At 42.7% G+C, this 22867-nt stretch carries 33 protein-coding genes; all 33 read right to left on the bottom strand.

From position 1 onward, the window contains the following. Window positions 1-285: 285 nt before the first annotated feature. Window positions 286-1536 carry a threonine ammonia-lyase IlvA gene (gene ilvA / locus RsY01_RS08775; RefSeq protein ID WP_094785160.1) on the bottom strand — a complete coding sequence of 417 codons (1251 nt, stop codon included), beginning with the start codon at window positions 1534-1536 and terminating at the stop codon, window positions 286-288. Between the two features lie 104 nt (window positions 1537-1640). Then, window positions 1641-2663, bottom strand: coding sequence for a ketol-acid reductoisomerase (gene ilvC / locus RsY01_RS08770; protein WP_094785159.1), 1023 nt, complete (start codon window positions 2661-2663; stop codon window positions 1641-1643). A gap of 160 nt (window positions 2664-2823) precedes the next feature. Next, entirely contained in the window at window positions 2824-3300 is a 477-nt protein-coding gene (ilvN, locus tag RsY01_RS08765) for an acetolactate synthase small subunit (RefSeq protein ID WP_094785158.1), read from the bottom strand. Further along, the gene (locus RsY01_RS08760; RefSeq protein WP_094785157.1) at window positions 3293-4996 is read right to left on the bottom strand and encodes an acetolactate synthase large subunit; all 1704 of its coding nucleotides are present in this window, start codon (window positions 4994-4996) and stop codon (window positions 3293-3295) included. The genes ilvN and RsY01_RS08760 overlap by 8 nt, the downstream gene beginning before the upstream one ends. A 265-nt stretch (window positions 4997-5261) precedes the next feature. After that, a complete protein-coding gene (ilvD, locus tag RsY01_RS08755; protein ID WP_094785156.1) occupies window positions 5262-6974 on the bottom strand; it encodes a dihydroxy-acid dehydratase in 1713 nt (570 codons plus the stop codon). Window positions 6975-7345: 371 nt separating this feature from the next. After that, window positions 7346-8728, bottom strand: a complete 1383-nt coding sequence (locus RsY01_RS08750) for a glutamate-cysteine ligase family protein (RefSeq protein WP_238594970.1) — start codon at window positions 8726-8728, stop codon at window positions 7346-7348. A gap of 307 nt (window positions 8729-9035) precedes the next feature. Beyond that, window positions 9036-9416 (bottom strand): 50S ribosomal protein L17, encoded by a 381-nt coding sequence (rplQ, locus tag RsY01_RS08745; protein ID WP_094785155.1) that lies wholly within the window; start codon window positions 9414-9416, stop codon window positions 9036-9038. 23 nt (window positions 9417-9439) lie between these two features. Next, the gene (locus RsY01_RS08740; RefSeq protein WP_094785154.1) at window positions 9440-10375 is read right to left on the bottom strand and encodes a DNA-directed RNA polymerase subunit alpha; all 936 of its coding nucleotides are present in this window, start codon (window positions 10373-10375) and stop codon (window positions 9440-9442) included. A gap of 52 nt (window positions 10376-10427) precedes the next feature. Then, window positions 10428-10811 carry a 30S ribosomal protein S11 gene (rpsK, locus tag RsY01_RS08735; RefSeq protein WP_003138068.1) on the bottom strand — a complete coding sequence of 128 codons (384 nt, stop codon included), beginning with the start codon at window positions 10809-10811 and terminating at the stop codon, window positions 10428-10430. Between the two features lie 15 nt (window positions 10812-10826). Next, window positions 10827-11192, bottom strand: a complete 366-nt coding sequence (gene rpsM / locus RsY01_RS08730; protein ID WP_031367004.1) for a 30S ribosomal protein S13 — start codon at window positions 11190-11192, stop codon at window positions 10827-10829. Between the two features lie 16 nt (window positions 11193-11208). Further along, window positions 11209-11325: a 50S ribosomal protein L36 gene (gene rpmJ / locus RsY01_RS08725; RefSeq protein ID WP_072353646.1), complete on the bottom strand. Its 117-nt coding sequence runs from the start codon at window positions 11323-11325 to the stop codon at window positions 11209-11211. A 29-nt stretch (window positions 11326-11354) separates the two neighbouring features. After that, complete coding sequence (infA, locus tag RsY01_RS08720; protein WP_003138071.1) at window positions 11355-11573, bottom strand: translation initiation factor IF-1; 219 nt, start codon at window positions 11571-11573, stop codon at window positions 11355-11357. Between the two features lie 135 nt (window positions 11574-11708). After that, a complete protein-coding gene (locus RsY01_RS08715) occupies window positions 11709-12356 on the bottom strand; it encodes an adenylate kinase (protein WP_094785153.1) in 648 nt (215 codons plus the stop codon). A gap of 123 nt (window positions 12357-12479) precedes the next feature. Then, window positions 12480-13790 carry a preprotein translocase subunit SecY gene (secY, locus tag RsY01_RS08710; protein WP_094785152.1) on the bottom strand — a complete coding sequence of 437 codons (1311 nt, stop codon included), beginning with the start codon at window positions 13788-13790 and terminating at the stop codon, window positions 12480-12482. A 158-nt stretch (window positions 13791-13948) separates the two neighbouring features. Beyond that, window positions 13949-14398: a 50S ribosomal protein L15 gene (gene rplO, locus RsY01_RS08705; protein ID WP_094785151.1), complete on the bottom strand. Its 450-nt coding sequence runs from the start codon at window positions 14396-14398 to the stop codon at window positions 13949-13951. Between the two features lie 121 nt (window positions 14399-14519). After that, window positions 14520-14699, bottom strand: a complete 180-nt coding sequence (gene rpmD, locus RsY01_RS08700; RefSeq protein ID WP_003138079.1) for a 50S ribosomal protein L30 — start codon at window positions 14697-14699, stop codon at window positions 14520-14522. Between the two features lie 10 nt (window positions 14700-14709). Further along, window positions 14710-15204: a 30S ribosomal protein S5 gene (gene rpsE / locus RsY01_RS08695; protein WP_031366999.1), complete on the bottom strand. Its 495-nt coding sequence runs from the start codon at window positions 15202-15204 to the stop codon at window positions 14710-14712. A 20-nt stretch (window positions 15205-15224) separates the two neighbouring features. Beyond that, window positions 15225-15572, bottom strand: coding sequence for a 50S ribosomal protein L18 (rplR, locus tag RsY01_RS08690; RefSeq protein ID WP_094785150.1), 348 nt, complete (start codon window positions 15570-15572; stop codon window positions 15225-15227). A 153-nt stretch (window positions 15573-15725) separates the two neighbouring features. Continuing rightward, the gene (rplF, locus tag RsY01_RS08685) at window positions 15726-16262 is read right to left on the bottom strand and encodes a 50S ribosomal protein L6 (RefSeq protein ID WP_094785149.1); all 537 of its coding nucleotides are present in this window, start codon (window positions 16260-16262) and stop codon (window positions 15726-15728) included. 108 nt (window positions 16263-16370) lie between these two features. After that, entirely contained in the window at window positions 16371-16769 is a 399-nt protein-coding gene (gene rpsH, locus RsY01_RS08680; protein ID WP_061774333.1) for a 30S ribosomal protein S8, read from the bottom strand. Between the two features lie 344 nt (window positions 16770-17113). Next, entirely contained in the window at window positions 17114-17299 is a 186-nt protein-coding gene (locus RsY01_RS08675; RefSeq protein ID WP_094785148.1) for a type Z 30S ribosomal protein S14, read from the bottom strand. Between the two features lie 17 nt (window positions 17300-17316). Then, window positions 17317-17859, bottom strand: a complete 543-nt coding sequence (gene rplE / locus RsY01_RS08670; RefSeq protein ID WP_061774332.1) for a 50S ribosomal protein L5 — start codon at window positions 17857-17859, stop codon at window positions 17317-17319. 22 nt (window positions 17860-17881) lie between these two features. Further along, the gene (gene rplX, locus RsY01_RS08665) at window positions 17882-18187 is read right to left on the bottom strand and encodes a 50S ribosomal protein L24 (protein ID WP_094785147.1); all 306 of its coding nucleotides are present in this window, start codon (window positions 18185-18187) and stop codon (window positions 17882-17884) included. A gap of 108 nt (window positions 18188-18295) precedes the next feature. Next, window positions 18296-18664, bottom strand: a complete 369-nt coding sequence (gene rplN / locus RsY01_RS08660) for a 50S ribosomal protein L14 (RefSeq protein ID WP_094785146.1) — start codon at window positions 18662-18664, stop codon at window positions 18296-18298. Window positions 18665-18687: 23 nt separating this feature from the next. Continuing rightward, the gene (gene rpsQ, locus RsY01_RS08655; RefSeq protein ID WP_003138090.1) at window positions 18688-18948 is read right to left on the bottom strand and encodes a 30S ribosomal protein S17; all 261 of its coding nucleotides are present in this window, start codon (window positions 18946-18948) and stop codon (window positions 18688-18690) included. Window positions 18949-18970: 22 nt separating this feature from the next. Further along, on the bottom strand, window positions 18971-19177 hold the full coding sequence (gene rpmC, locus RsY01_RS08650) for a 50S ribosomal protein L29 (protein ID WP_003138091.1): 207 nt from the start codon (window positions 19175-19177) through the stop codon (window positions 18971-18973). Next, window positions 19167-19595, bottom strand: a complete 429-nt coding sequence (rplP, locus tag RsY01_RS08645; protein WP_094785145.1) for a 50S ribosomal protein L16 — start codon at window positions 19593-19595, stop codon at window positions 19167-19169. The genes rpmC and rplP overlap by 11 nt, the downstream gene beginning before the upstream one ends. Then, window positions 19595-20248, bottom strand: coding sequence for a 30S ribosomal protein S3 (gene rpsC, locus RsY01_RS08640; protein ID WP_003138093.1), 654 nt, complete (start codon window positions 20246-20248; stop codon window positions 19595-19597). Before rpsC ends, rplP begins: the two co-directional genes overlap by 1 nt. 12 nt (window positions 20249-20260) lie before the next feature. Then, window positions 20261-20605: a 50S ribosomal protein L22 gene (rplV, locus tag RsY01_RS08635; RefSeq protein ID WP_003138094.1), complete on the bottom strand. Its 345-nt coding sequence runs from the start codon at window positions 20603-20605 to the stop codon at window positions 20261-20263. A gap of 19 nt (window positions 20606-20624) precedes the next feature. Beyond that, window positions 20625-20903: a 30S ribosomal protein S19 gene (rpsS, locus tag RsY01_RS08630; protein WP_094785144.1), complete on the bottom strand. Its 279-nt coding sequence runs from the start codon at window positions 20901-20903 to the stop codon at window positions 20625-20627. A 181-nt stretch (window positions 20904-21084) separates the two neighbouring features. Beyond that, on the bottom strand, window positions 21085-21918 hold the full coding sequence (gene rplB / locus RsY01_RS08625) for a 50S ribosomal protein L2 (RefSeq protein WP_094785143.1): 834 nt from the start codon (window positions 21916-21918) through the stop codon (window positions 21085-21087). A 14-nt stretch (window positions 21919-21932) separates the two neighbouring features. Next, a complete protein-coding gene (locus RsY01_RS08620) occupies window positions 21933-22220 on the bottom strand; it encodes a 50S ribosomal protein L23 (RefSeq protein ID WP_003138097.1) in 288 nt (95 codons plus the stop codon). Then, complete coding sequence (gene rplD / locus RsY01_RS08615) at window positions 22220-22846, bottom strand: 50S ribosomal protein L4 (protein WP_094785142.1); 627 nt, start codon at window positions 22844-22846, stop codon at window positions 22220-22222. The genes RsY01_RS08620 and rplD overlap by 1 nt, the downstream gene beginning before the upstream one ends. Window positions 22847-22867: the final 21 nt, after the last annotated feature.

Here is a 22867-nt window from a genome sequence, read left to right as displayed (position 1 = left end):
GACAGTTTGTTATCTATTGCTAGACAACGTCTGTACTTGGTTTGTTTTCTGTTTTATTCAGTTTTCAAAGGTCTATTTCAGATCTCCCGCTTCTTGCGAGACAACTATTTAATTCTACCAAAACTTCATTGCTTTGTCAACGCTTTTTCGAAAAGTTTTTTTATTTTCTTTTCTATCATTCGTGACCCCGTTTTGAGTACTTTATTATCTTATCAAATCTATACCCCCGTGTCAACTCTTTTTTGAAAATAATTGAGATTTATTTTTAATCTTTTTCAATACGGTTTAAACCAGTAAATTATACAAACTTTCTTGACCTTTCAAATCTATAAATTTACTATCAAATGCTGCAAGACGTTCAATCAACTGTGCTTGATCATGCTTGCTTGCTAACAAAATACCTATCAATACTGGCCCTGTGCCTTTGTTAGCACGCTTGATATATTCAAATCGCGTAATATCATCGTGCGGGCCTAAGATATCATTAACAAATTCACGCAGGGCGCCAGGTCTTTGCGGAAAATTCACAACAAAATAGTGTTTAAGACCTTCGTAAATCAGACTTTTCTCTTCGATTTCTTGCATCCGATTGATGTCATTATTGCCACCCGAAATAATGCAAACAACTGTTTGACCTTTGATGTCATTTTTGATTAACTCCAAGGCTGCAACACTGGTCGCGCCTGCTGGTTCAACGACAATGCCTTGTTTAGAGTAGAGGTCTAAAATCGTGCTCGATATGAGACCTTCATCCGTATGCACAAGTTCATCGACATTTTCTTTGGCGATTTGGTAGGTTAATTGACCGACTTTTTGGACGGCAATGCCGTCTGCAAATTTATCAATCGTCTCAAGTTTAATCGGTGCCTTATTATCAAATGCTGCTTGCATTGACCGTGCGCCTGAGGCTTCAACACCGATGATTTTTGTTTCAGGACTCGCATGTTTAGCGTAAACTGAGACACCTGAAATCAAGCCACCACCGCCAACTGCAGCCATAAGGACATCAATTTTAAGATGTTCTTCTTGCGCTGCTTCGAAAATTTCGACCGCGACTGTCCCTTGACCCGAAATGACGTCTGGATTATCAAATGGATCGATGAATGTTTTGCTCTCACGGCGAGCATAATCACTTGCTGCGGCCGCGGACTCGTCAAATGTGTCCCCGACAAGTGCAATTTCCGCATAATCTCCGCCAAAAAATTTAACTTGTGTGATTTTTTGCTGAGGTGTGGTCGTCGGCATGAAAATCGTTGCAGAGATTTTTAATTCCTGACAGGTATACGCCACACCTTGGGCATGATTTCCCGCACTGGCACACACAACACCATTTTTTAGTTTGTCTTGTGGCAGATTATGGATGGCATAATAAGCCCCTCGTAGCTTGAACGAGCGGACTTTTTGGACATTTTCTTGTTTGAGGTAGATATTTGCGCCATATTTTTCAGACAAATAGCTATCCCGTCTCATCGGTGTTTGGATGACAACATTTTTCAACACGTCATTTGCGGCTAACACATCTTTGTAAGTGACCATATTTTAAATTCCTTCATTTTTTGAACTAATCGAAAAGAAAGCCGAGACTAGGCTCAGCTTTCTTCCAAGTTAAAAACGATAGACAGCCTTGTCTGTATTTTGGCTTAGTTATAGATTTTGAAAGCTGCATCATCATTGGCTTGCGTGAATGGCATTGCCTGACGCAATTCAGCACCCACTTTTTCAATCTCAAGATCTGCGGCTGCGGCACGAAAAGCTTTCATTTTCGGATTACCCGCTTTATAGTCTTCTACGAAATCTTTAGCAAATGCACCCGATTGAATGTCATTGAGGACTTTTTTCATGTTCGCTTTAACTTCAGCTGTGATGATTTGCGACCCTGCGACATAGTCACCGTATTCTGCTGTATTTGAAATAGATTGACGCATTTTCTTGAAACCACCCTCGTATAACAGGTCAACGATGAGTTTCAATTCATGCAGGACTTCAAAATAAGCCAATTCTGGTGCATAGCCCGCTTCTGTCAACGTTTCAAAGCCTGCCTCAATCAAGGCCGTTGTCCCGCCACAAAGTACCGCTTGTTCACCGAACAAGTCTTCTTCAGTTTCTTCTTTAAAAGTTGTTTCGAGCATCCCAACACGCGCACCACCTGCTGCACGACCCCAGTCCATAGCGATATCACGCGCATTTCCTGTCGCATCTTGATAAACTGCGAAAAGTGCTGGCACGCCAAAGCCTTCCGTATAAGTCCGGCGCACTAAATGACCTGGTCCTTTAGGCGCAAGCATGAAGACATCAACTGTTTCTGGTGCTTTGATATAACCAAAATGAATATTGAAGCCATGGCCAAAACCAATCGCTGCACCATCTTTAAGATTAGGCGCAATGTCTTTCGCATAAAGATCCGCTTGGATTTCATCTGGTGCCAAAATCATGACCACATCAGATTTTGCCACAGCTTCTGCCACTGGATAGACATCAAAACCGTCTTCTTTCGCAGCATCAAATGATTTCCCTACACGCACACCGATGATGACATTTTCGCCTGAGTCACGCAAGTTTTGGGCATGCGCATGACCTTGCGAACCATAGCCAATCACTGCGATTTGTTTGCCAGCAAGCGCCGGTGTTTTGACGTCGTTTTCATAATACATTGTTACTGCCATCGTTTTATCTTCTCCTATAAGCTGTTTAGTGTTCTATCTTTCCCCTCACCAATTAATCTTCAGCAAGCTATAAAAGATAGAAAATTCAATCAATTTCTAAATATGATATAATTTTACGATTTTTCAGACAATTTGTCAAGGGTAAATTTATAATTGCCTTTTAATCCCGTGTAAAGCCAGTCACACCTGTTCTGGCAATATTTTTAATGCCATATGGCTTGACAACCCTCAGCAGGGCTTCGATTTTATCGTAGCCACCCGTTAATTGGATAGTTACCGTCTTAGGTGCGACATCGACGACGCTCGCACGGAAAGGTTGAATCATGGCGAACAGTTCTGCTCGGATACTAGCAGGCGCTGATACCTTGACCAGAATGACCTCTCGCTCGATATGCGGGACATCTGTAATATCACGCACCCTTAAAACGTCTACTTGACGATTAAGCTGCTTAATGATTTGTTCAACTTCGTCAATACTCGCCACATCGATAATAATCGTAATCCGTGAAATATGGGGCACATCCGTATGCCCGACAGAGATACTTTCGATATTGACTTGGCGCCGCGACAAAACACCTGTAAAACGGTTGAGAACACCTGTTGAGTTATTGAGTTTGGCTGTTAACATTCTACGCATTGAATTTCACCCCCAACATTTCGTCATTGTGCCAACCTGCAGGCACCATCGGATAAACTTGTTCTTCTCTAGAAATACCAACTTCCAGAACCATTGGTACATCTTCTGTGATGACTTTTAAATCTTCGGCAATCGTTTTAGGATTTAAAAACTTGTCGTGTTTGAGACCGTAAGCCTCAGCTAGTAATTGGAAATCTGGTTCTAGATCAAAGACGGATTGACTGCGACGTTCCTCGTAGAACTTTTCTTGCCATTGACGCACCATGCCCAATGAATGATTGTTAAATAGGACGACTTTAATCGAAATATGATAACCGTTTAAAATCGCGAGTTCTTGATTGGTCATCTGGAAACCACCGTCGCCAACAAAAACGATAACTTCTTTATCTGGATTGGCTAATTTTGCCCCAATGGCTGCAGGAATGCCAAAGCCCATGGTGCCGAGCCCACCACTCGTGATGAGCTGACGATTACTCTTATAAGGGTACCATTGCGCAGCCCACATCTGGTGTTGTCCAACATCAGTAACGATAATCGCATCGCCATTTGTCAAGTCGCCGATTAACTTGATGACTTCTTGTGGCTTGTTAAAATTCGGCTCTGGTTCATAACTATAGGGCGCTTTTTGCGCATTATCCTGAACTTGGTTGAACCACTTCGAAAAATCAGTCGTAGGCGCTTCGACTTTAAGCAAAATTTCCAAGGCGCGCTTAGCATCGCCTACTACTGGCAAATCTGTTTTGACGATTTTACCAATCTCTGCTGGATCAATGTCAATATGTGCCACCGTGGCATCTTTCAAAAATAAAGCTGGATTTGAAGCCAAACGGTCATCAAATCGACTGCCAAAATTGATCAGATAATCCGTCTCAGCCAACGCCATATTGGCAGCGTAGGAGCCGTGCATGCCACCCATTCCTAAAAACAAGGGATTTTCAACAGGCATCGCACCTAAGCCAAGTAAACTAGAGACGACTGGAATTTGATATTTTTCAGCAAATTGGATTAAAGCAAGATTCCCATCTGAATAATTAACACCGCCGCCCGCTAAAATCAAGGGGCGTTTCTTTTTAGCAAGTAGTTCAACAATTTTTTTCAATTGCTTGGCATTTGGCTCGACTGTTGGGTGATAAGAGGGCAAATCAATCGTCGTGTCATTGATATAGTCGACTTCTTGGGCTGCAATATCTTTAGGCAGGTCAATCACAACTGGACCTGGTCGCCCCGTCGTCGCAATATGCACCGCCTCAGTAATCACGCGCGGAATGTCTTGCGTTTCACGAATTTGATAATTATATTTGGTAATGGGCATGGTCACACCAATAATATCCGCCTCTTGAAAAGCATCTTTACCGATACCTGGTGTCGCCACTTGACCCGTGAAAACGAGCATGGGCACCGAATCGGCATTGGCATCCGCAATACCAGTAATGGCATTCGTTGCCCCGGGACCTGACGTGACTAAGGCAACCCCCAATTTTCCTGATGATTTAGCATACCCTTCTGCTTCGTGTGTTGCCCCTTGTTCATGGCGCGCCAGAATATGCTGAATGCCCGCATAATCATAAATGGCATCATAGAGTGGCAAAACGGCACCGCCCGGATAGCCAAAAATCGTGTCAACCCCCAATTCTTTAAGGGTATCAAGGACGAGTTGTGAGCCACTTTTAGGTGTTTCAAGTTTGATTTGTTTCAATATTCGCTCTCCTTTTAAGGATTTTCATATTTCGAAATTTCTGAAAATTATGAATTATGTTTAGATTTTAACACTTTTACAGTCTTTTTTCAAGTAATTTCAAAAGAATATCATCCCTGAATACGCAACCATTTTCTATTCAAGCAACACGAAAGTCTCCTCTTAATCCCTCCAAATTTTAGAAAACATCCGCTAACGCTCTGGCCTAATCAAAACAACTGGCACGTTGACCAGTTGTTTTTTCATTTATCAAGATTAAACTGACTTAAAAGTCTGTAATACAACCGTGTGCGGCATCATCTGTCAACTTCGCAAATTTCGCTAGGACACCGCGCGTTGCTTTAGGCACTGGTTGTTGGTAAGCTGCGCGACGTTTTGCTAATTCCTCATCAGATACTTTCAGATTGATAGTATTGTTAATGGCATCAATTTCGATAATGTCATCATCTTCAACTAGCCCAATGACACCACCTTTGACGGCTTCGGGGACGATATGGCCGACGACAAACCCATGTGTCCCACCTGAGAAACGCCCATCCGTAATCAGCGCAACTGATTTCCCTAAGCCTGCCCCAATCAAAGCGGACGTTGGTTTCAGCATTTCTGGCATTCCAGGCGCTCCGACTGGCCCGATATTCTTAATTACAGCAACATCACCGGCGTGCAAACGCCCGGTCTCAATCCCTTGGATAAAGTGTTGTTCGCCGTTAAAGACCCGTGCAGTCCCCGTGAATTGCTCGCCTTCTTTACCAGAAATTTTAGCGACTGAACCACCTGATGCGAGGTTGCCATAGAGAATTTGTAGATGACCTGTAGCTTTGATTGGTTTATCAAAGGGTCTAATAATATCCTGAACGGTAAAGTCTAAATCTGCTGCATTTTCAAGATTTTCTGCCAAGGTTTTACCTGTGACGGTCATCCGATTGCCATGAATTCGGCCTTCTTTCAGGAGAAATTTAAGAACCGCTGGCAGACCACCGATACGGTGCAAATCTTCTTGCATGTACTTGCCAGAAGGCTTGAAATCGCCAATCACAGGGGTGCGATCAGAAATCGCCTGAAAATCGTCCTGTGTCAAATCAATGCCAACTGTCCGCGCCATAGCAATCAAGTGTAAAACGGCATTGGTTGAGCCACCAAGCACCATCACAACGGTGATGGCATCTTCAAAAGCCTCCCGTGTCATGATATCGCTCGGTTTAATATCCCGAGCTAGGAGCGTCTTCATGTATTCACCAACCGACGCTGCCTCTTCTTGCTTTTCGTCAGACTTGGCTGGGTTGGTTGATGAAAACGGCAGGGTCATGCCAAGTGTTTCGATGGCTGCCGCCATGGTATTTGCCGTATACATGCCACCACAAGCACCTTGGCCAGGAATGGCATTAGAAATCACGCCATGGTAATCTTCTTCAGAAATGTTATCTGTTAATTTTTCACCCAAGGCCTCAAAAGCTGAGACGATATTCAGAGACTGACCATGATACTCACCATGCTCAACCGTCCCACCATAAACCATAATCGACGGACGATCCAAGCGTGCCATGCCAATAATCGTCCCCGGCATATTTTTATCACAGCCGGGAATCCCGACAATTCCGTCATAATATTCGCCACCAGCATTGGTCTCGATAGAATCCGCAATCACTTCACGTGACACGAGCGAATAGCGCATGCCGTCCGTTCCGTTAGCAATCCCGTCAGAAACACCAATCGTGTGGAACTGTAAGCCTAAAAGGTCTCCAGTCGCATCCACTGATGCCTTGACTTTTTGTCCAAGCTGATTCAAGTGCATGTTGCAAGGATTGCCGTCCCAGTCCATTGAGACAATCCCAACTTGCGCCTTATCGAAATCTTCTTCTTTAAAGCCAATGCCATAAAACATGGCTTGTGTTGCGGGTTGTGTTGGATCTTGCGTCAGCGTTTTAGAGTATTTGTTGAGTTCAACTTCTGTTGTCGTACCGTTGTATGTGAATTTCATAAGTGCCTTCCTTGCCTGTCTAAGTTATTCGCAATCATCTTAAAAAACTTGCGTTGATTTGTAGCTTTTAACATGAGAATGGGTTCAATTCTAAAATTAAACTTAAATTTCCCCTTTTTTCAAACAAATCTATTGTTACCATTTTAACATTTTTAAACCTTACGTCAAGTAATTATCAGAAAATTTTGTCAAATAAAAACCGTGTTTGCTCACGGTCATCGGACTAAGGCATACTGTTTCGGAAGTTCCTATCTCATCATAACAGGAGATTAGGAGGTGTTTGAGCATCCAGAATTTCACACTCTCGATAGCTGAGGAGACCTAACATCGCCTTTATCTCACAATTCATATGATTGTGGCCAGCTGATACCTTAAATGTCTTTTCCATCTGCAAAAATCTCCGATATTTCTGATAATGTTTTGCCAGCTTTAAGCAAGCGCAAGGCTTTGGTGGCTGGATTTTCTTTTGTCTCGATACGCTGATAGAGTGGCGCTAGATATTTTCTTTCTCCAAACCCACGTTTATCAAGACCTATGGCTGCCAAGTCTAATAAATCTTGAGCCAATTTGGCAGCGTCTTCTACTTCCTCTGGTGATAAGTTGATTGCTGAAAATCTCCGACGAAGTTCGGGATAATCCCGACCGTAATCTTCGTAAAAAGCATGATTGGTAATTAAAGCTTCAAAGACTGGTAACGCCTGCATCAAGCCCAGGTGAAATGCAGCGACTGAAAAAGAAGCCGACATAGGTTGCGCACAGCTACTTCGACATTCAACCGTGCCACGCGCTGTGAGATTCTGATACTGATAACTTCGGTGTGCATTAAAATCATAAGGACTTGGCGTTAAGACCAGATCATTACCAGCTAAATCAAAAGCGGGAATTTCATCATGATTAAAATAATCCACCGCCTGAATGGGTTCAAAATAATAAGTATCCTGGTCAGAAGTTCGTGTAAATAAAGCCGTTTTCATCAAATAATCAAGAAATGCCGCTTCGTCAGCAAATGCTTCTGGAAAAACGCCAACATTTTCCGGAAACACCCCATGTATTGATCCCTCCCAAAAAACATCGCGTGAAATCAAAGTCTCTAATTGTCCATTCCAGAGATAAGAATTAGCAAAAAGCCATGCCTTTACTGGCTCTATAGCATTAAAAGCATTGAGCGTGGCAATCAAATTATCAGCCGTCACCTCTAACTGGACACGACTCCCTTGAATGAAAGCACAATAGTTGGCTTGGCTAACGCGAACATCTTCTCGAGCAGCTCCTAGCTTCAAATAAGCCAGCAACATCTCATAGCGCGGACTAGCGACAGGTCGATTATCATTTTTATCCCAAAAAGGATTGACACCGAGCCCCGTCAAGAGATGATGTCGTTCTTTCAAAAATGGTTGGATGACGGCGAGATAAGTTAGAAAACGCATTTCGACTTGACCGATTTTGTCTGCCTTATCAAAAGCAAATTCTAGCGTATTATAGCCCACTTCAAATAAAATCCGATCATCAGTGTCATCAGAAATCAGTTGAATAGCTTGACCATTATCATCCGTTTTCTCAATCGACAAGGGAAGTTTTTCAACCATTTCATCAAACAGAGCGACTACAACTGAAAAATCAACGGCATCACCCGTCAAATGGACAATCGGCAGTTCCAACTCAATCCCGACAAATAAATCATCCGATTGTTTCAAATTTGTAAAATAACGCTCACGCAAGAGCTCGCGTGCAATATCCAATCCTTGCTCCTTCATCTCATCACTTCATCATTTGAATTCTTTTAATCTATTCTAACATAGTTGGCGTAAATACAAGTCATTTAAGACAAAATAAAAACCACTTATCCAAAGGACAAGCGGCCTAGTTTTTTAAGACTAGACAGTAAGAGCTAGACTAAGTGCAAGCACCACCATCATAACACTCCACAAAAGATTGATGAAGACTATCGGGTCACACTGGCAAACTCTGTGTCATTTTCAAAAATAGTTTCGAAAACACTACAAAATTAGACTGACAGGTGCCCCTTACTGCTTTATTTAGTTTTTAAACTGATATCAACTATTATACAAGTTCAATAATTGCCATCGGTGCAGCATCGCCACGGCGTGGTTCAGTTTTAAGAATACGTGTATATCCACCATTACGGCCTTCATAACGTGTCGCGATGTCGCCAAACAATTTTTGAAGTGCAGTTGGGAAAGTTTCAGTTTCTTCGTTGAAATCTTTTTCAGCGATTTCATTACGTACGTAAGCAGCAGCTCGACGGCGTGCGTGAAGATCGCCACGTTTTCCGAGTGTAATCATTTTTTCAACAGTTTTACGAACTTCTTTAGCGCGAGCTTCAGTTGTTACGATGTATTCGTTGATGATCAAGTCAGTCGTCAAATCGCGAAGCATTGCTTTACGTTGATCAGATTTACGTCCAAGTTTACGGTAACCCATGATTCCTCCTATTAGATTTTAATTTAGTCTTTTTTAAGTGACAAGCCAAGGCTTTCAAGTTTATCTTTAACTTCCACTAAAGATTTACGACCCAAGTTTTTCACTTTGAGCATTTCTGGTTCACTCATATCCGCAAGATCAGCGACGGTATTAATACCAGCACGTTTCAAACAGTTGTATGAACGAACAGAAAGATCAAGTTCCTCGATGACTTTATCCAAAGCACGCTCTGGTTTGACCTCATTTTTATCAACCAATGTATCCGCAGCTTGCGCCACTTCAGACAGATTGACAAAGAGACTCAAATGGTCAGTCAAGATTTTTGCAGATAATGACAAGGCATCTTCTGCTGAGATTGTACCGTTGGTAAAGATTTCAAGTGACAATTTGTCAAAGTTATCTTTTTCACCCACACGCGCTGGTTCAACTTGGTAATTGACTTTGTTGACAGGTGTGTAAGATGAATCCACAGCGATTGTCCCGATAGGTGCGTCTGATTGTTTATTATCTTCTGCAAGGACATAACCACGGCCTGATTTCACAGTCATACGAGCGTTCACAGAGTGACCTTCCGCAAGTGTGAAGAGGTAATGATCTTTGTTGACAATCTCGATATCGCTATCTGTCAAGATATCTCCAGCTGTAACAACTGCAGGACCTGTGACGTCAAGTTCAATGATTTTTTCCGTTTCAACATATGATTTGATTGCAAGTCCTTTAATCGCAAGAATCACTTGAATCACATCTTCATGTACCCCTGGAATGGTTGTGAACTCATGGAGGACACCCTCAATTTGGATGCTTGTAACAGCAGCCCCAGGAAGTGACGATAGAAGAATACGACGCAAAGAGTTGCCAAGGGTTGTCCCATATCCACGTTCTAACGGCTCTACGACAAATTTGCCATAGGTATTAGCTTCATCAAATTTTGTAATTTTTGGTTTTTCAAACTCAATCATGTGTATATCCTTTCAGTGCAAAATGTTAGAGTAGCAACAAGCACTCTAGAAATTATACACGACGACGTTTTGGAGGACGTGCACCATTGTGGGGTACAGGCGTCACATCGCTGATTGCTGTTACGTTAAGACCTGCAGCTGCAAGTGCGCGGATCGCAGATTCGCGACCTGGTCCAGGACCTTTAACAGTAACGGCTACAGTTTTCAAACCATGTTCTTGAGCAGACTTAGCAGCAGCTTCAGATGCCATTTGAGCAGCGAAAGGAGTCGATTTTTTAGATCCTTTGAAGCCAAGAGCACCAGCAGATGACCAAGCAAGCGCGTTACCATGAACGTCTGTAATCATCACGATTGTGTTATTGAAAGTTGCATGAATGTGGACAACACCAGATTCGATATTTTTCTTGACACGACGTTTACGAGTAGGTTTAGCCAATGTTTATCTCCTTTCTTATTTTTTCTTGCCTGCGATAGATTTAGCAGGGCCTTTGCGTGTACGTGCGTTGTTCTTCGTGTTTTGACCACGAGTCGGCAATCCACGACGATGACGCATGCCACGATAGCTACCGATTTCCATGAGACGTTTGATGTTCAGGTTGACTTCACGACGTAGGTCGCCTTCAACTTTAAGTCCATCAACTTCACGACGGATAGCATCTTCTTGGTCAGTTGTCAAATCTTTCACGCGAATATCTTCTGCAACGCCAGCGGCGGCAAGAACTTTTTGTGACGTTTTGAGACCGATTCCGTAAACGTAAGTCAGTGAAATTACAACTTGCTTATCGTTTGGAATATCAACTCCAGCAATACGAGCCATTCTTTATATTTCCTTTCTATCCCTGACGTTGTTTGTGTTTTGGATTGACAGGGCAAATTACCATAACACGACCGTTACGACGAATCACTTTGCAGTATTCGCACATTGGTTTAACCGATGGTCTTACTTTCATTGTATATACCTCCTATAAAAATGTTTGGACTACTTAAAGCGGTATGTAATACGTCCACGGGTCAAATCATACGGCGACATCTCAACAGTAACACGGTCACCAGTTAAGATGCGGATATAATTCTTTCGCATTTTGCCTGAAATAGTCGCCAAAATTTTGTGTCCATTTTCAAGTTCAACTGTGAACATCGCGTTAGGCATTGTGTCAATCACTTTGCCTTCAATTTCGATTACGTCATCTTTTGCCACGTCAACTTACCTCCTCTTTAAATTTGTCCATTTTTGATAAATATCTAAAAGTCGGACTAGGATATTATACCATACTAGTCCGACTTTTACAAGTTAATGATGCGAATTTATTTTAACTTTTAATGCAACGTTTGTTTAGCCTAAAATAGCTTTAATGGCTGCTGAGACTTTGTCAATATCTTGTTGTCCGTCAACGTCTTTAACTAGACCAAGTTTGCCATAATGCTCAAGAATCGGTGCCCCTTGTTTGATGTTGATGTCTAAACGATTTTTAACCGTTTCAGGCTTGTCATCTTCGCGTTGATAGAAATCATGCCCGCCACATTTATCACACGTGCCTTCAATTTTAGTTGGGTTGAACACTTTATGGTAAGTCGCACCACACGTCCGACAGATAAAACGACCAGACAAACGCTCAACCAAGATAGACGGGTCGACATCAATATTCACAACCGCATCCAGCTTAATCCCTAAATCAGCCAACATGGCATCAAGCGCCTCAGCTTGTTCAATCGTCCGTGGGAAGCCATCCAGCAAGAAACCTGATGCTTGGATGTCATCTTGTGCCAAACGTTCTTTTACAATCCCGTTTGTGACATCATCAGGAACCAATTCTCCCTTATCAATGAAAGATTTGGCTAATTTGCCCATCTCAGTTTCGTTCTTCATTGCAGCACGGAACATATCTCCAGTTGAGATATGTTGTACCCCATACGTTTCAACGATTGTTTCAGCTTGCGTTCCTTTACCAGCACCTGGTAGGCCCATGATTAGTAAGTTCATTTTTTCTCCAATTTGTCTATTTTTCTCTACCTTTCTATTTTAGCGTTTTCGCTGCCTTTTGACAACATTAAGCGGGGTTTCTTTTTGGGTATCAAAAAAGCTAGTCTTTCGACCAGCCTTTTATCATTTAATTGGATCGTCCATGAAGCCTTTATATTGGCGTTTAAACATATAACCTTCCAACTGTTTCGCACCTTGAATCGCAGTAGAAATCAAGATCAGAAGGCTCGTCCCACCAAGGGCTACCATTTTAGGCAAGTCAAACAAATTAGTCGCAACAATCGGAATAATCGAGATTAAGCCGAGGAAGAGCGCACCAACCGTTGACAAACGAATCAATAAACGTGAGATATATTTTTCTGTGCCCTTACCGGGACGAACAGACGGAATATAGGATCCTTGCTTTTGTAAATTCTCCGCCATTTTTTCAGGATTGACCTGAACAAAGGCGTAGAAGAATGTAAAGAGCGCAATCAACAAGGCGTAGAAGACCATCCCTGTCCAAGTATTATAATCCAAGGCATTCTTGACAGTTTCAACCCAAGCAATATTCTTATTTGAATGTTGCAAGAGCTGTAAAACCGTTTGAGGTGCCGTTGAAATCGAACTGGCAAAGATGACCGGAATCACGCCCGCAGGATTGACCCGCAGTGGCAAGTAAGAACTTGTCGGCGCACCTTGTACCAGTTTCGTATATTGAACTGGAATTTTACGCTCAGCTTGTTGGACAAATGTTGTGATGAAGACGATAGCTGCCATGGCAACCAGCAAAATCACAACAAACACGCTAGAGTTGAACAATTCTCCTGGGCGAATATTGACAAATTTATCTTGATAAACTTGACTAATGGCACCAGGAATTGAAGAGATGATCCCCGCAAAGATGATGACAGAAACCCCTTGACCAAACCCACGATCGGTAATTTGCTCACCTAACCAGACAACGATCATCGATCCCGTCGTTAAGATAGCACCGATAAACAGATAGGTCTGCCAAGTTGGATTGGTCACGATATTTTGCGCACTCATAGCTTGAAAGCCTGCTGTAATCCCAACGGATTGGAGCATGGCTAAGACCAGCGAAATGTATCGCGTGGCTTGATTGAGTTTTCGGCGGCCAATCTCACCTTGTTTGCCCCATTCGACAAACTTGGGGAGAATATCCATTTGCAGGAGTTGGACGATGATAGAAGCCGTGATGTACGGCGACACGCCCATGGCAAAAACCGAAAAGCTCTGCATCGCATTCCCTGATACCATGTTCATCATTGACAAAAATGGCAGGTCGCTCAAGGCATTTAAGTTATTAACGTTAATCCCGGGGACGGTAATGTGCGCCCCTAAGCGGAAAACGAAAAGGATGCCAAGCGTGAACAAGATTCGAGCTCGAATCTCTTTAACCTTGAACGCTTGAAACAAGAGTTTAAAAAACATAGAACCCCTTTATTCTGATTTTAAATCAGCTTTATCTCATAGTATTCTGAAAATAAGTTTCATTCCTTTAACTATACTATAATTTAAGCTAAAATTCAAATGACTGACTAAAAGTACCAAAAGTCTGATGGGAATTCCCGTCAGACTAATGATTGTTTTTAGGCTTCAGGAGTTACAACTGAACCACCGTTAGCTTCGATAGCAGCTTTTGCAGAAGCAGAAACTTTAGCTACCTCAACTTTAAGGTTTTTAACTGTGAGTTCGCCGTTACCAAGAACTTTAACACCAGATTTCACATCTTTGATGATTTTAGCTGCAAGCAATGTTTCAGCAGAAACAGTTGCGCCATCTTCAAGACGGTTCAAAGTGTCAAGGTTGACGATAGCGTAATCTTTACGGTTAACGTTCAAGAAACCACGTTTAGGCATACGACGGAACAAAGGTGTTTGACCACCCTCGAAACCAAGACGGACACCGCCGCCTGAACGAGATTTTTGACCTTTTTGACCACGACCAGATGTTTTACCATTACCAGACGACGTCCCACGACCAACACGATTACGGACTTTACGGCTACCTTCAGCAGCTTTGAGTTCATTTAATTTCATTATAAATTTCTCCTATTATGGTCTCTCTTTTCAGAGATAACCTTTACTAAACGCCAAGACACTTTCGCGGGAAATCGCGGAAGTGTCAGGCTCGCTTTATTTTTGATTAATAGTTAGCCTATTAAACTTTTTCAACTGTTACCAAGTGTGCGATCTTAGTGACCATACCGTTGATAGCAGGTGATTCTTCTTTGATGACTGAGCTTGACAATTTGCCAAGGCCAAGCGCTTTAACTGTTGCGCGTTGGGCAGGCAAGCGGCCAATTGGAGACTTAGTCAAAGTAATTTTAATTTGAGCCATGATATCCTCCTTACGCTAAGTCTGCCACAGATACGCCACGCAATGCAGCAACATCTTCAGCACGTTTAAGTTGTTTCAAACCGTCAACAGTTGCGCGAACAACGTTGATTGGTGTGTTTGAACCAAGTGATTTTGATGTGACATCAGCCACACCAGCAAGTTCGAGGACGGCACGTACAGCACCACCAGCTGCGACGCCGGCCCCTTCGACAGCAGGTTTGATCAAGATCTTACCGCCGCCAAATTCGCCAAGGACTTGATGCGGTACAGTTGTACCAACCATGGGTACTGTAATCAAGTTTTTCTTAGCTGATTCGATAGCTTTACGGATAGCTTCTGGTACTTCTTGTGCTTTACCAGTCCCAAATCCAACGCGACCGTTACGGTCACCAACTACAACAAGCGCTGCAAAACGCAGACGACGTCCGCCTTTAACAACTTTAGTAACACGGTTGATACCAACAACGCGTTCTTCGAATTCTTTTACTTCTTCGTTTCTAGCCATTTTAGTGTCTACCCCTTTCCTTAGAATTTAAGTCCATTTTCACGTGCAGCCTCAGCGAGTGCTTGCACACGTCCATGGTAAAGGTATCCACCACGGTCGAAGATTACTTCAGAAACACCAGCAGCGACTGCTGCTTTAGCTACTGCAGTACCAACTGCTGTAGCTTGTTCCGTTTTAGTACCGTTTTCTTTCAACGATGAGGCACTTGCGAGCGTTACACCTGCTATGTCATCAATTACTTGTGCATAGATGTTTGTGTTAGAACGAAAAACATTCAAACGTGGGCGCTCTGCAGTACCAGAGATTTTACCGCGTACGCGACGATGGCGTTTTTGACGCGTTTTATTTTTATCTGGTTTAGAAATCACAATATTTACCTCTTATTTTTTCTAGTCCCTCTTAGTAGCTGTCAAGCCACTTTGCGCAGCCAAACTCTCTCCAAGAGGTTATTGTTGGTTGTTTTAAGCCAAACAGTAAGCCGTTAAGTTGCGTAAGCCAAAGCTACAAAACTTAAAACGAGCTTATTTACCTGTTTTACCTTCTTTACGTCGTACAAATTCGCCAACGTAACGAATCCCTTTGCCTTTATAAGGCTCTGGTGGGCGTAAACCACGGATGTAGGCTGCAACTTCGCCGACCACTTCTTTGTTTGAACCAGACACGTTAATTTGTGTGTTTGATGGCACTTCAAAAGTGATACCGTCAGGTGCAACGACTTCATCTGGGTGAGATTTACCGACTGACAAAGTTAATTTGCTGCCAGCAAGTTGCGCACGGTAACCAACCCCGCGCATTTCAAGTTCTTTTCTGAACCCTTCAGATACACCAACTACCATGTTGTTAAGGTTAGCACGCGTTGTGCCATGGATTGTTTTCATTTCTTTCGAATCGTTTGGACGATGCAAAGTAATTTCAGTACCTTCGATTTTGATTTCGATGTCCTTAGAGAAAGTACGTGTTAACTCGCCTTTAGGACCTTTTACTGTCGCTGTATGGCCGTCAAGTTTCACCTCAACGCCAGCAGGGATAGTAATAATTTTATTACCAATACGTGACATGTTTGTCTCCTGTTAAATTGTCAATCCGCTTGACAGCGAACTGTTTTCACGGGTTTCGATAGCTAAACTATCGAATTTCCAGTTGCAGATAGAATTGAAAAGCAATTCTTACCAAACGTAAGCGAGAACTTCTCCGCCGATGTTTTTAGCGCGAGCTGTTTTATCAGTCACAACACCTTCAGAAGTTGAAATCACAGCTGTACCAAGACCGTTAAGGACTTTAGGCACTTCACCAGATTTCACGTAAACACGCAAACCAGGTTTAGAGATACGTTTCAAGTTAGTGATAACTTTTTCGCCATCTTTACCGTATTTAAGGAAAACACGGATGATCCCTTGTTTGTCATCTTCGATGAATTCTACGTCTTTAACGTAACCTTCAGTTTTGAGGATGTTTGCGATATCGCGTTTGATTTTTGATGCAGGTGCTTCAACGACTTCGAATTTACGCATGTTAGCGTTACGAATACGCGTGAGGAAATCTGCGATTGGATCTGTCATTACCATTTTAATTTTTCTCCTATTATGAATAGTTTGATGCGAACATCACTTGTTCATTAACGACTCTACTAGCAACATTGCCAGCAGATTTATAACTACCAGAATTCAGCAACTTAAGTCAAACCTAAGCCCATCATTCAAAAAGCAAGGTTTTTACGAAGCAAATGCTAAGTAACGTTTTTACGACGCAGTTGCGAGGCAACGCCGACTGAGCTAGCCTTGCGGCTGCGAAGAAGGTGTTAACGAAGCAAATGCTAAGTAAAAGTTTTTGGCGTTGTCTGCGAGGCGGTGGAAGCGAAGCAACCTTGCGGTTGTGAACTGAATACCAACGAAGCAGACAGCGTCAAAAATTACCAAGATGCTTTGCGAACGCCTGGGATTTGCCCTTTATATGCCAATTCACGGAAGCAAATACGGCAAAGTTGGAATTTACGGTATACTGAATGTGGACGACCACATTTTTCGCAACGTGTGTACGCTTGCGTTGTGAACTTAGCTGGACGCTTGTTCTTTGCAATCATTGATTTTTTAGCCAAGATATTTACCTCCTATATTATTTAGCGAAAGGCATGCCAAGTTTAGCAAGCAATTCACGTGATTCTTCGTCAGTGTTAGCAGTTGTGACGATCACAACGTCCAAACCACGAACTTTATCTACGTTATCATACGTAATTTCTGGGAAGATGAGCTGTTCTTTCACACCTAGCGTGTAGTTACCGCGGCCGTCAAACGCTTTGTTTGACACACCATGGAAGTCACGGACACGTGGAAGAGAGACAGATACCAATTTATCAAGAAATTCGTACATACGTTCGCCACGGAGTGTTACTTTCGCTCCGATCGCTACGCCTTCACGCAAGCGGAAACCAGCGATTGATTTCTTAGCTTTTGTAATCAATGGTTTTTGACCAGAGATCAAAGCCAATTCAGCAACTGCTTTATCAAGGTTTTTTGAGTTATTTACAGCATCACCAACACCCATGTTGAGGACGATTTTATCAACTTTTGGCACAGCCATAACAGATGTGTAGTTGAATTTTTCAGTCAACGCTGGGATTACTTCGTTAGTGTATTTTTCTTTCAAACGATTAGTCATTATATTCTCCTTTCCGTGTCTATTAATCTAGGATTTCGCCAGATTTTTTGTTGTAACGCACTTTTTTGTCGCCTTCAACTTTATAACCCACACGGCCAGCTACACCATTTTTGTCAAGGACTTGGACGTTTGACACATGGATAGGCGCTTCAAGTTCAAGAATCGCACCGTTTGGATTTTCGTTGTTTGGTTTTTGGTGTTTTTTGATCAGGTTAGCACCTTCAACAACGACTTTGTTAGCTTTTGGCAAAGCTTTAATGACTTTACCGGTCAAACCGCGGCTTTTGCCTGCGATGACTTTGACAGTATCACCTGTTTTGACAAACATTTGAATTTTCTCCTAATTTTCTTACGTCGCAAGTTGCGACACCCTTATTGTCATAAGGGGACTGTGTTTGTGTTTTGTTGGTTTAAGTTTTAAAACGAAATTTAAAGCTTAAAGTACTTCTGGTGCCAATGATACGATTTTCATGAAGTTACCTTCACGCAATTCGCGAGCAACTGGGCCAAAAATACGTGTTCCACGAGGCGTTTTGTCATCTTTGATGATGACAGCAGCATTTTCGTCGAACTTGATGTATGAACCGTCTGTACGACGCGCGCCTGATTTAGTACGCACGATAACCGCTTTGACAACTTCACCTTTTTTAACAACTCCGCCAGGAGCTGCAGCTTTTACAGATGCAACAATAACATCACCGATACCAGCGAATTTACGACCAGAGCCACCTAGGACTTTGATAGCAAGAATTTCTTTGGCACCGCTGTTATCAGCAACTTTCAAACGAGATTCTGATTGAATCACAGCAAATTCCTCCTTTTAGAATGTTAGATGATGACTGCTTCTTCAACGATTTCAACAAGACGGAAACGTTTGTCTTTAGACAAAGGACGAGTTTCCATCACGCGAACGATGTCACCAGTTTTTGCTGAGTTGTTTTCGTCGTGAGCTTTTAATTTTTTAGAGTAGTTAATACGTTTACCATAGACAGGGTGGTTACGTTTTGTTTCGATGACAACAGTGATGGTTTTATCCATTTTGTCAGAAACCACGCGGCCTTGATAAACTTTACGTTGATTACGTTCCATTTTAAAGGTTTCTCCCTATCTATTATTTCGCTTCGCGTTGAACAGTTTTCACGCGAGCAATTGTTTTCTTAACTTCGTTGAGGCGGACAGTGTTTTCAAGCTGACCAGCAGCTGCTTGGAAACGCAAGTCGAACAATTCTTTTTTCAAATCTTGTTCGCGTGTTGCGAGTTCTTCAGCTGAAAGACCACGAAGTTCTGTCAAAAGTGATTTTACTTCATTAAGCTTCATTTGTTTCCTCCTCAGCACGTTTGACAAACTTAGTTTTTACAGGAAGTTTGTGTGATGCAAGACGTAATGCTTCGCGAGCGATTTCTTCAGAAACACCTGCGATTTCGAACATGACTTTACCGCGTTTAACTGGAGAAACCCAACCTTCAGGTGCCCCTTTACCAGAACCCATACGGACCCCGATAGCTTTTGCAGTATAAGATTTATGAGGGAAGATTTTGATCCAAACTTTACCACCACGTTTCATGTAACGTGTCATGGCAATACGAGCTGCCTCGATTTGACGGTTTGTGATCCAGTGAGAAGTTGTTGCTTGGAGACCAAATTCGCCAAATGCGACTTCTTTGCCGCCTTTAGCTTCCCCACGCATTTTACCACGGAATTCGCGGCGGTGTTTCACACGTTTAGGTACTAACATTATTTGTCTCCTTTCACTGATTTTTTAGTTGGCAAGATTTCGCCACGGTAAATCCAAACTTTAACGCCAAGTTTACCATAAGTTGTATCTGCTTCTTCCCATGCGTAGTCGATATCAGCACGGAGTGTGTGCAATGGCACAGTTCCTTCTGAATAGCCTTCAGCACGGGCGATATCTGCACCATTCAAACGACCAGATACTTGTGTTTTGATACCTTTGGCACCCGCACGCATCGTCCGTTGGATAGCTTGTTTTTGAGCACGACGGAAAGCCACACGTTGTTCAAGTTGACGCGCGATACCTTCACCGACAAGGTGAGCATCAAGGTCAGGTTTTTTGATTTCAACGATGTTGATGTGAACTTGTTTACCAGTCAAAGCGTTTAATTCAGCACGAAGTGCATCAACGCTTGCGCCTGATTTACCGATAACCATACCTGGTTTAGCTGTGTGCAAAGTCACGATGACTTTGTTGACAGCACGTTCAGTTTCGATAGTTGAAACTGAAGCATCCGCAAGTTTAGTTTGAACAAGTTTACGGATTGCAAGGTCCTCATGGAGGTAACTTGCGTATTCTTTTTCAGCATACCATTTTGCGTCCCAGTCACGAATAATGCCGACACGCATACCAATAGGATGTACTTTTTGACCCACGATTTTACCTCCTTATTTTTCTGTCACAACCACAGTGATGTGGCTTGTGCGTTTGTTAATTGGTGAAGCAGAACCTTTCGCCCGTGGACGGAAACGTTTCATTGTTGGGCCTTCATTGATGTAGGCTTCTGAAACGAAAAGGTTTGCTTTTTCAAGACCAAAGTTGTTTTCAGCGTTTGCGATTGCAGAGTTCAAAACATTCTCAATCTCATTTGCTGCTTTAGTCGGTGTGAATTTAAGTGTTGCGATAGCATCTGCAACGTTTTTTCCACGAATCAAGTCGATTACAAGACGTGATTTACGAGGTGAAACGCGGACTGTACGAGCAGTTGCTTTAGCTGAAGTAATTTCTGCCATTTTTTTCCTCCTCTATAAATTAACGACGTGTCTTTTTATCGTCTGCTGCGTGGCCACGGTAAGTACGTGTTGGTGCGAATTCGCCCAATTTGTGTCCGACCATGTCTTCTTGGATATATACTGGCACGTGTTTGCGACCATCATAAACTGCAATCGTGTAACCGATGAAGTTAGGGAAGATCGTAGAACGACGTGACCAAGTTTTAATAACTGTTTTCTTTTCGTTGCCTTCTTGCGCAACAACCTTTTTCATCAAATGTTCATCGACGAAAGGGCCTTTTTTAAGACTGCGTCCCATGTGTTATGGTTTCTCCTTTAATATGAGTTGAGTTTCGGCTCCTTGAGTTTAGGAAAATAGATATTTTGGCCGCACGAACTGCGTTCGCTTACGGCAAAATCCTAATTTTATACAACTCAGAACAGTCGCCTCAACATCCTGATTTACCACTACCGGTGCTAAGCCGGAGCTGGCGGATAGATTATTTTTGGTTTTTACGACGAACGATAAGCTTGTTTGATTTCGCTTTCTTGTTACGTGTTTTAAGACCAAGTGCTGGTTTGCCCCATGGTGTAGATGGCGATTTACGACCAACGGGTTGTTTACCTTCACCACCACCGTGTGGGTGATCGTTCGGGTTCATAACTGAACCGCGGACTGTTGGACGGATACCCTTCCAACGGTTACGACCAGCTTTACCGATATTGACAAGGCTGTGCTCACCATTACCGACAACACCGATTGTTGCACGTGCAGTTGAGAGAATCATGCGAACTTCGCCAGATTGCAAACGCACGAGTGTGTATTTACCTTCTTGACCAAGTACTTGCGCAGAAGCACCCGCTGAACGTACCAATTGACCACCTTTACCAGGTTTCAATTCGATGTTGTGAATCAATGTACCTACTGGAATGTTTGCAAGTGGCAAAGCGTTACCAGTTTTGATGTCGGCTGTTGGGCCAGAAACGATGGTTTGACCAACAACAAGACCTTTAGGTGCAAGGATGTATGTTTTAACACCATCAGCATAAACAACCAAAGCGATGTTTGCTGAACGGTTTGGATCGTATTCGATCGTCGCAACTTTAGCAACGACGTCATCGTGATGACGTTTAAAGTCAATCACACGGTAATGACGTTTGTGTCCGCCACCTTGGTGACGTACAGTGATGCGTCCGTTGTTGTTACGGCCCGCTTTACTTTTAAGTGATACCAACAATGATTTCTCAGGTTTGTTAGTCGTAATTTCAGCAAAGTCAAGGCTTGTCATGTTACGACGACCATTTGTCGTCGGTTTGTATACTTTAATACCCACTGATTACTCCTTTCTTATTCCCCGAAAATTTCAATGTTTTTAGAATCAGCCGTCAGGGTCACGATAGCTTTCTTCACTTTATTTGTATAACCTGTGTATTTACCTACGCGTTTCGCTTTAGGTTTCACATTGACAGTGTTAACAGAAGCAACTTTAACCCCTTCAAACGCAGCTTCAACAGCTTGTTTGATCAAAAGTTTGTGGGCACGCCCATCAACTTCAAAGGTATATTTCTTTTCATCCATTGCAAGCATAGAGCTTTCAGTGATGATTGGTTTTTTGATTACGTCGTACAATGACATTATGCAAGAACCTCCTCAATTTGAGATAGAGCTGCTTGTGTCACCAAAATTTTATCGTTGTTTACGATATCAAGAACAGATGCTGAGTTAGCAGTTGTGACTTGAACATTTGGAATGTTACGTGCAGACAATTCAGCGAATTTATTTCCTTCGTTTTCGAAGATGACAAGAACTTTACGTTCAATGGCAAGTGCTTCAAGAACTTTTACAAATTCTGCAGTTTTTGGTGCGTCGAAGCTCAAAGCATCAACTGCCACGAGTTTGTTTTCTGCAACTTTTTCAGAGTAAACTGATTTAAGTGCCAATTGACGAACTTTTTGTGGCAATTTGTAACCGTAAGAACGTGGTGTTGGTCCGAAGACGACGCCACCGCCACGCCATTGTGGTGAGCGGATTGAACCTTGACGTGCACGACCAGTTCCTTTTTGACGCCATGGTTTTTTACCACCACCGCGTACTGCTGAACGGTTTTTAACTGCGTGAGTACCTTGACGAAGGCTAGCACGTTGGCTTAGGATGACGTCGAAGACTACAGATTCGTTTGGTTCAATACCAAAGACTGCGTCGTTCAATGTGATATCGCCAGCTTGCGATCCGTCTTGTTTAAATAATGATACGTTAGTCATTTTTAACTTATCTCCTTTCCT

The organism is Pseudolactococcus reticulitermitis (assembly GCF_002260845.1).
Taxonomy (GTDB): domain Bacteria; phylum Bacillota; class Bacilli; order Lactobacillales; family Streptococcaceae; genus Pseudolactococcus; species Pseudolactococcus reticulitermitis.
Note: the sequence above shows the minus strand (reverse complement) of the source record. Positions and strands in the feature narration are given on the sequence as shown.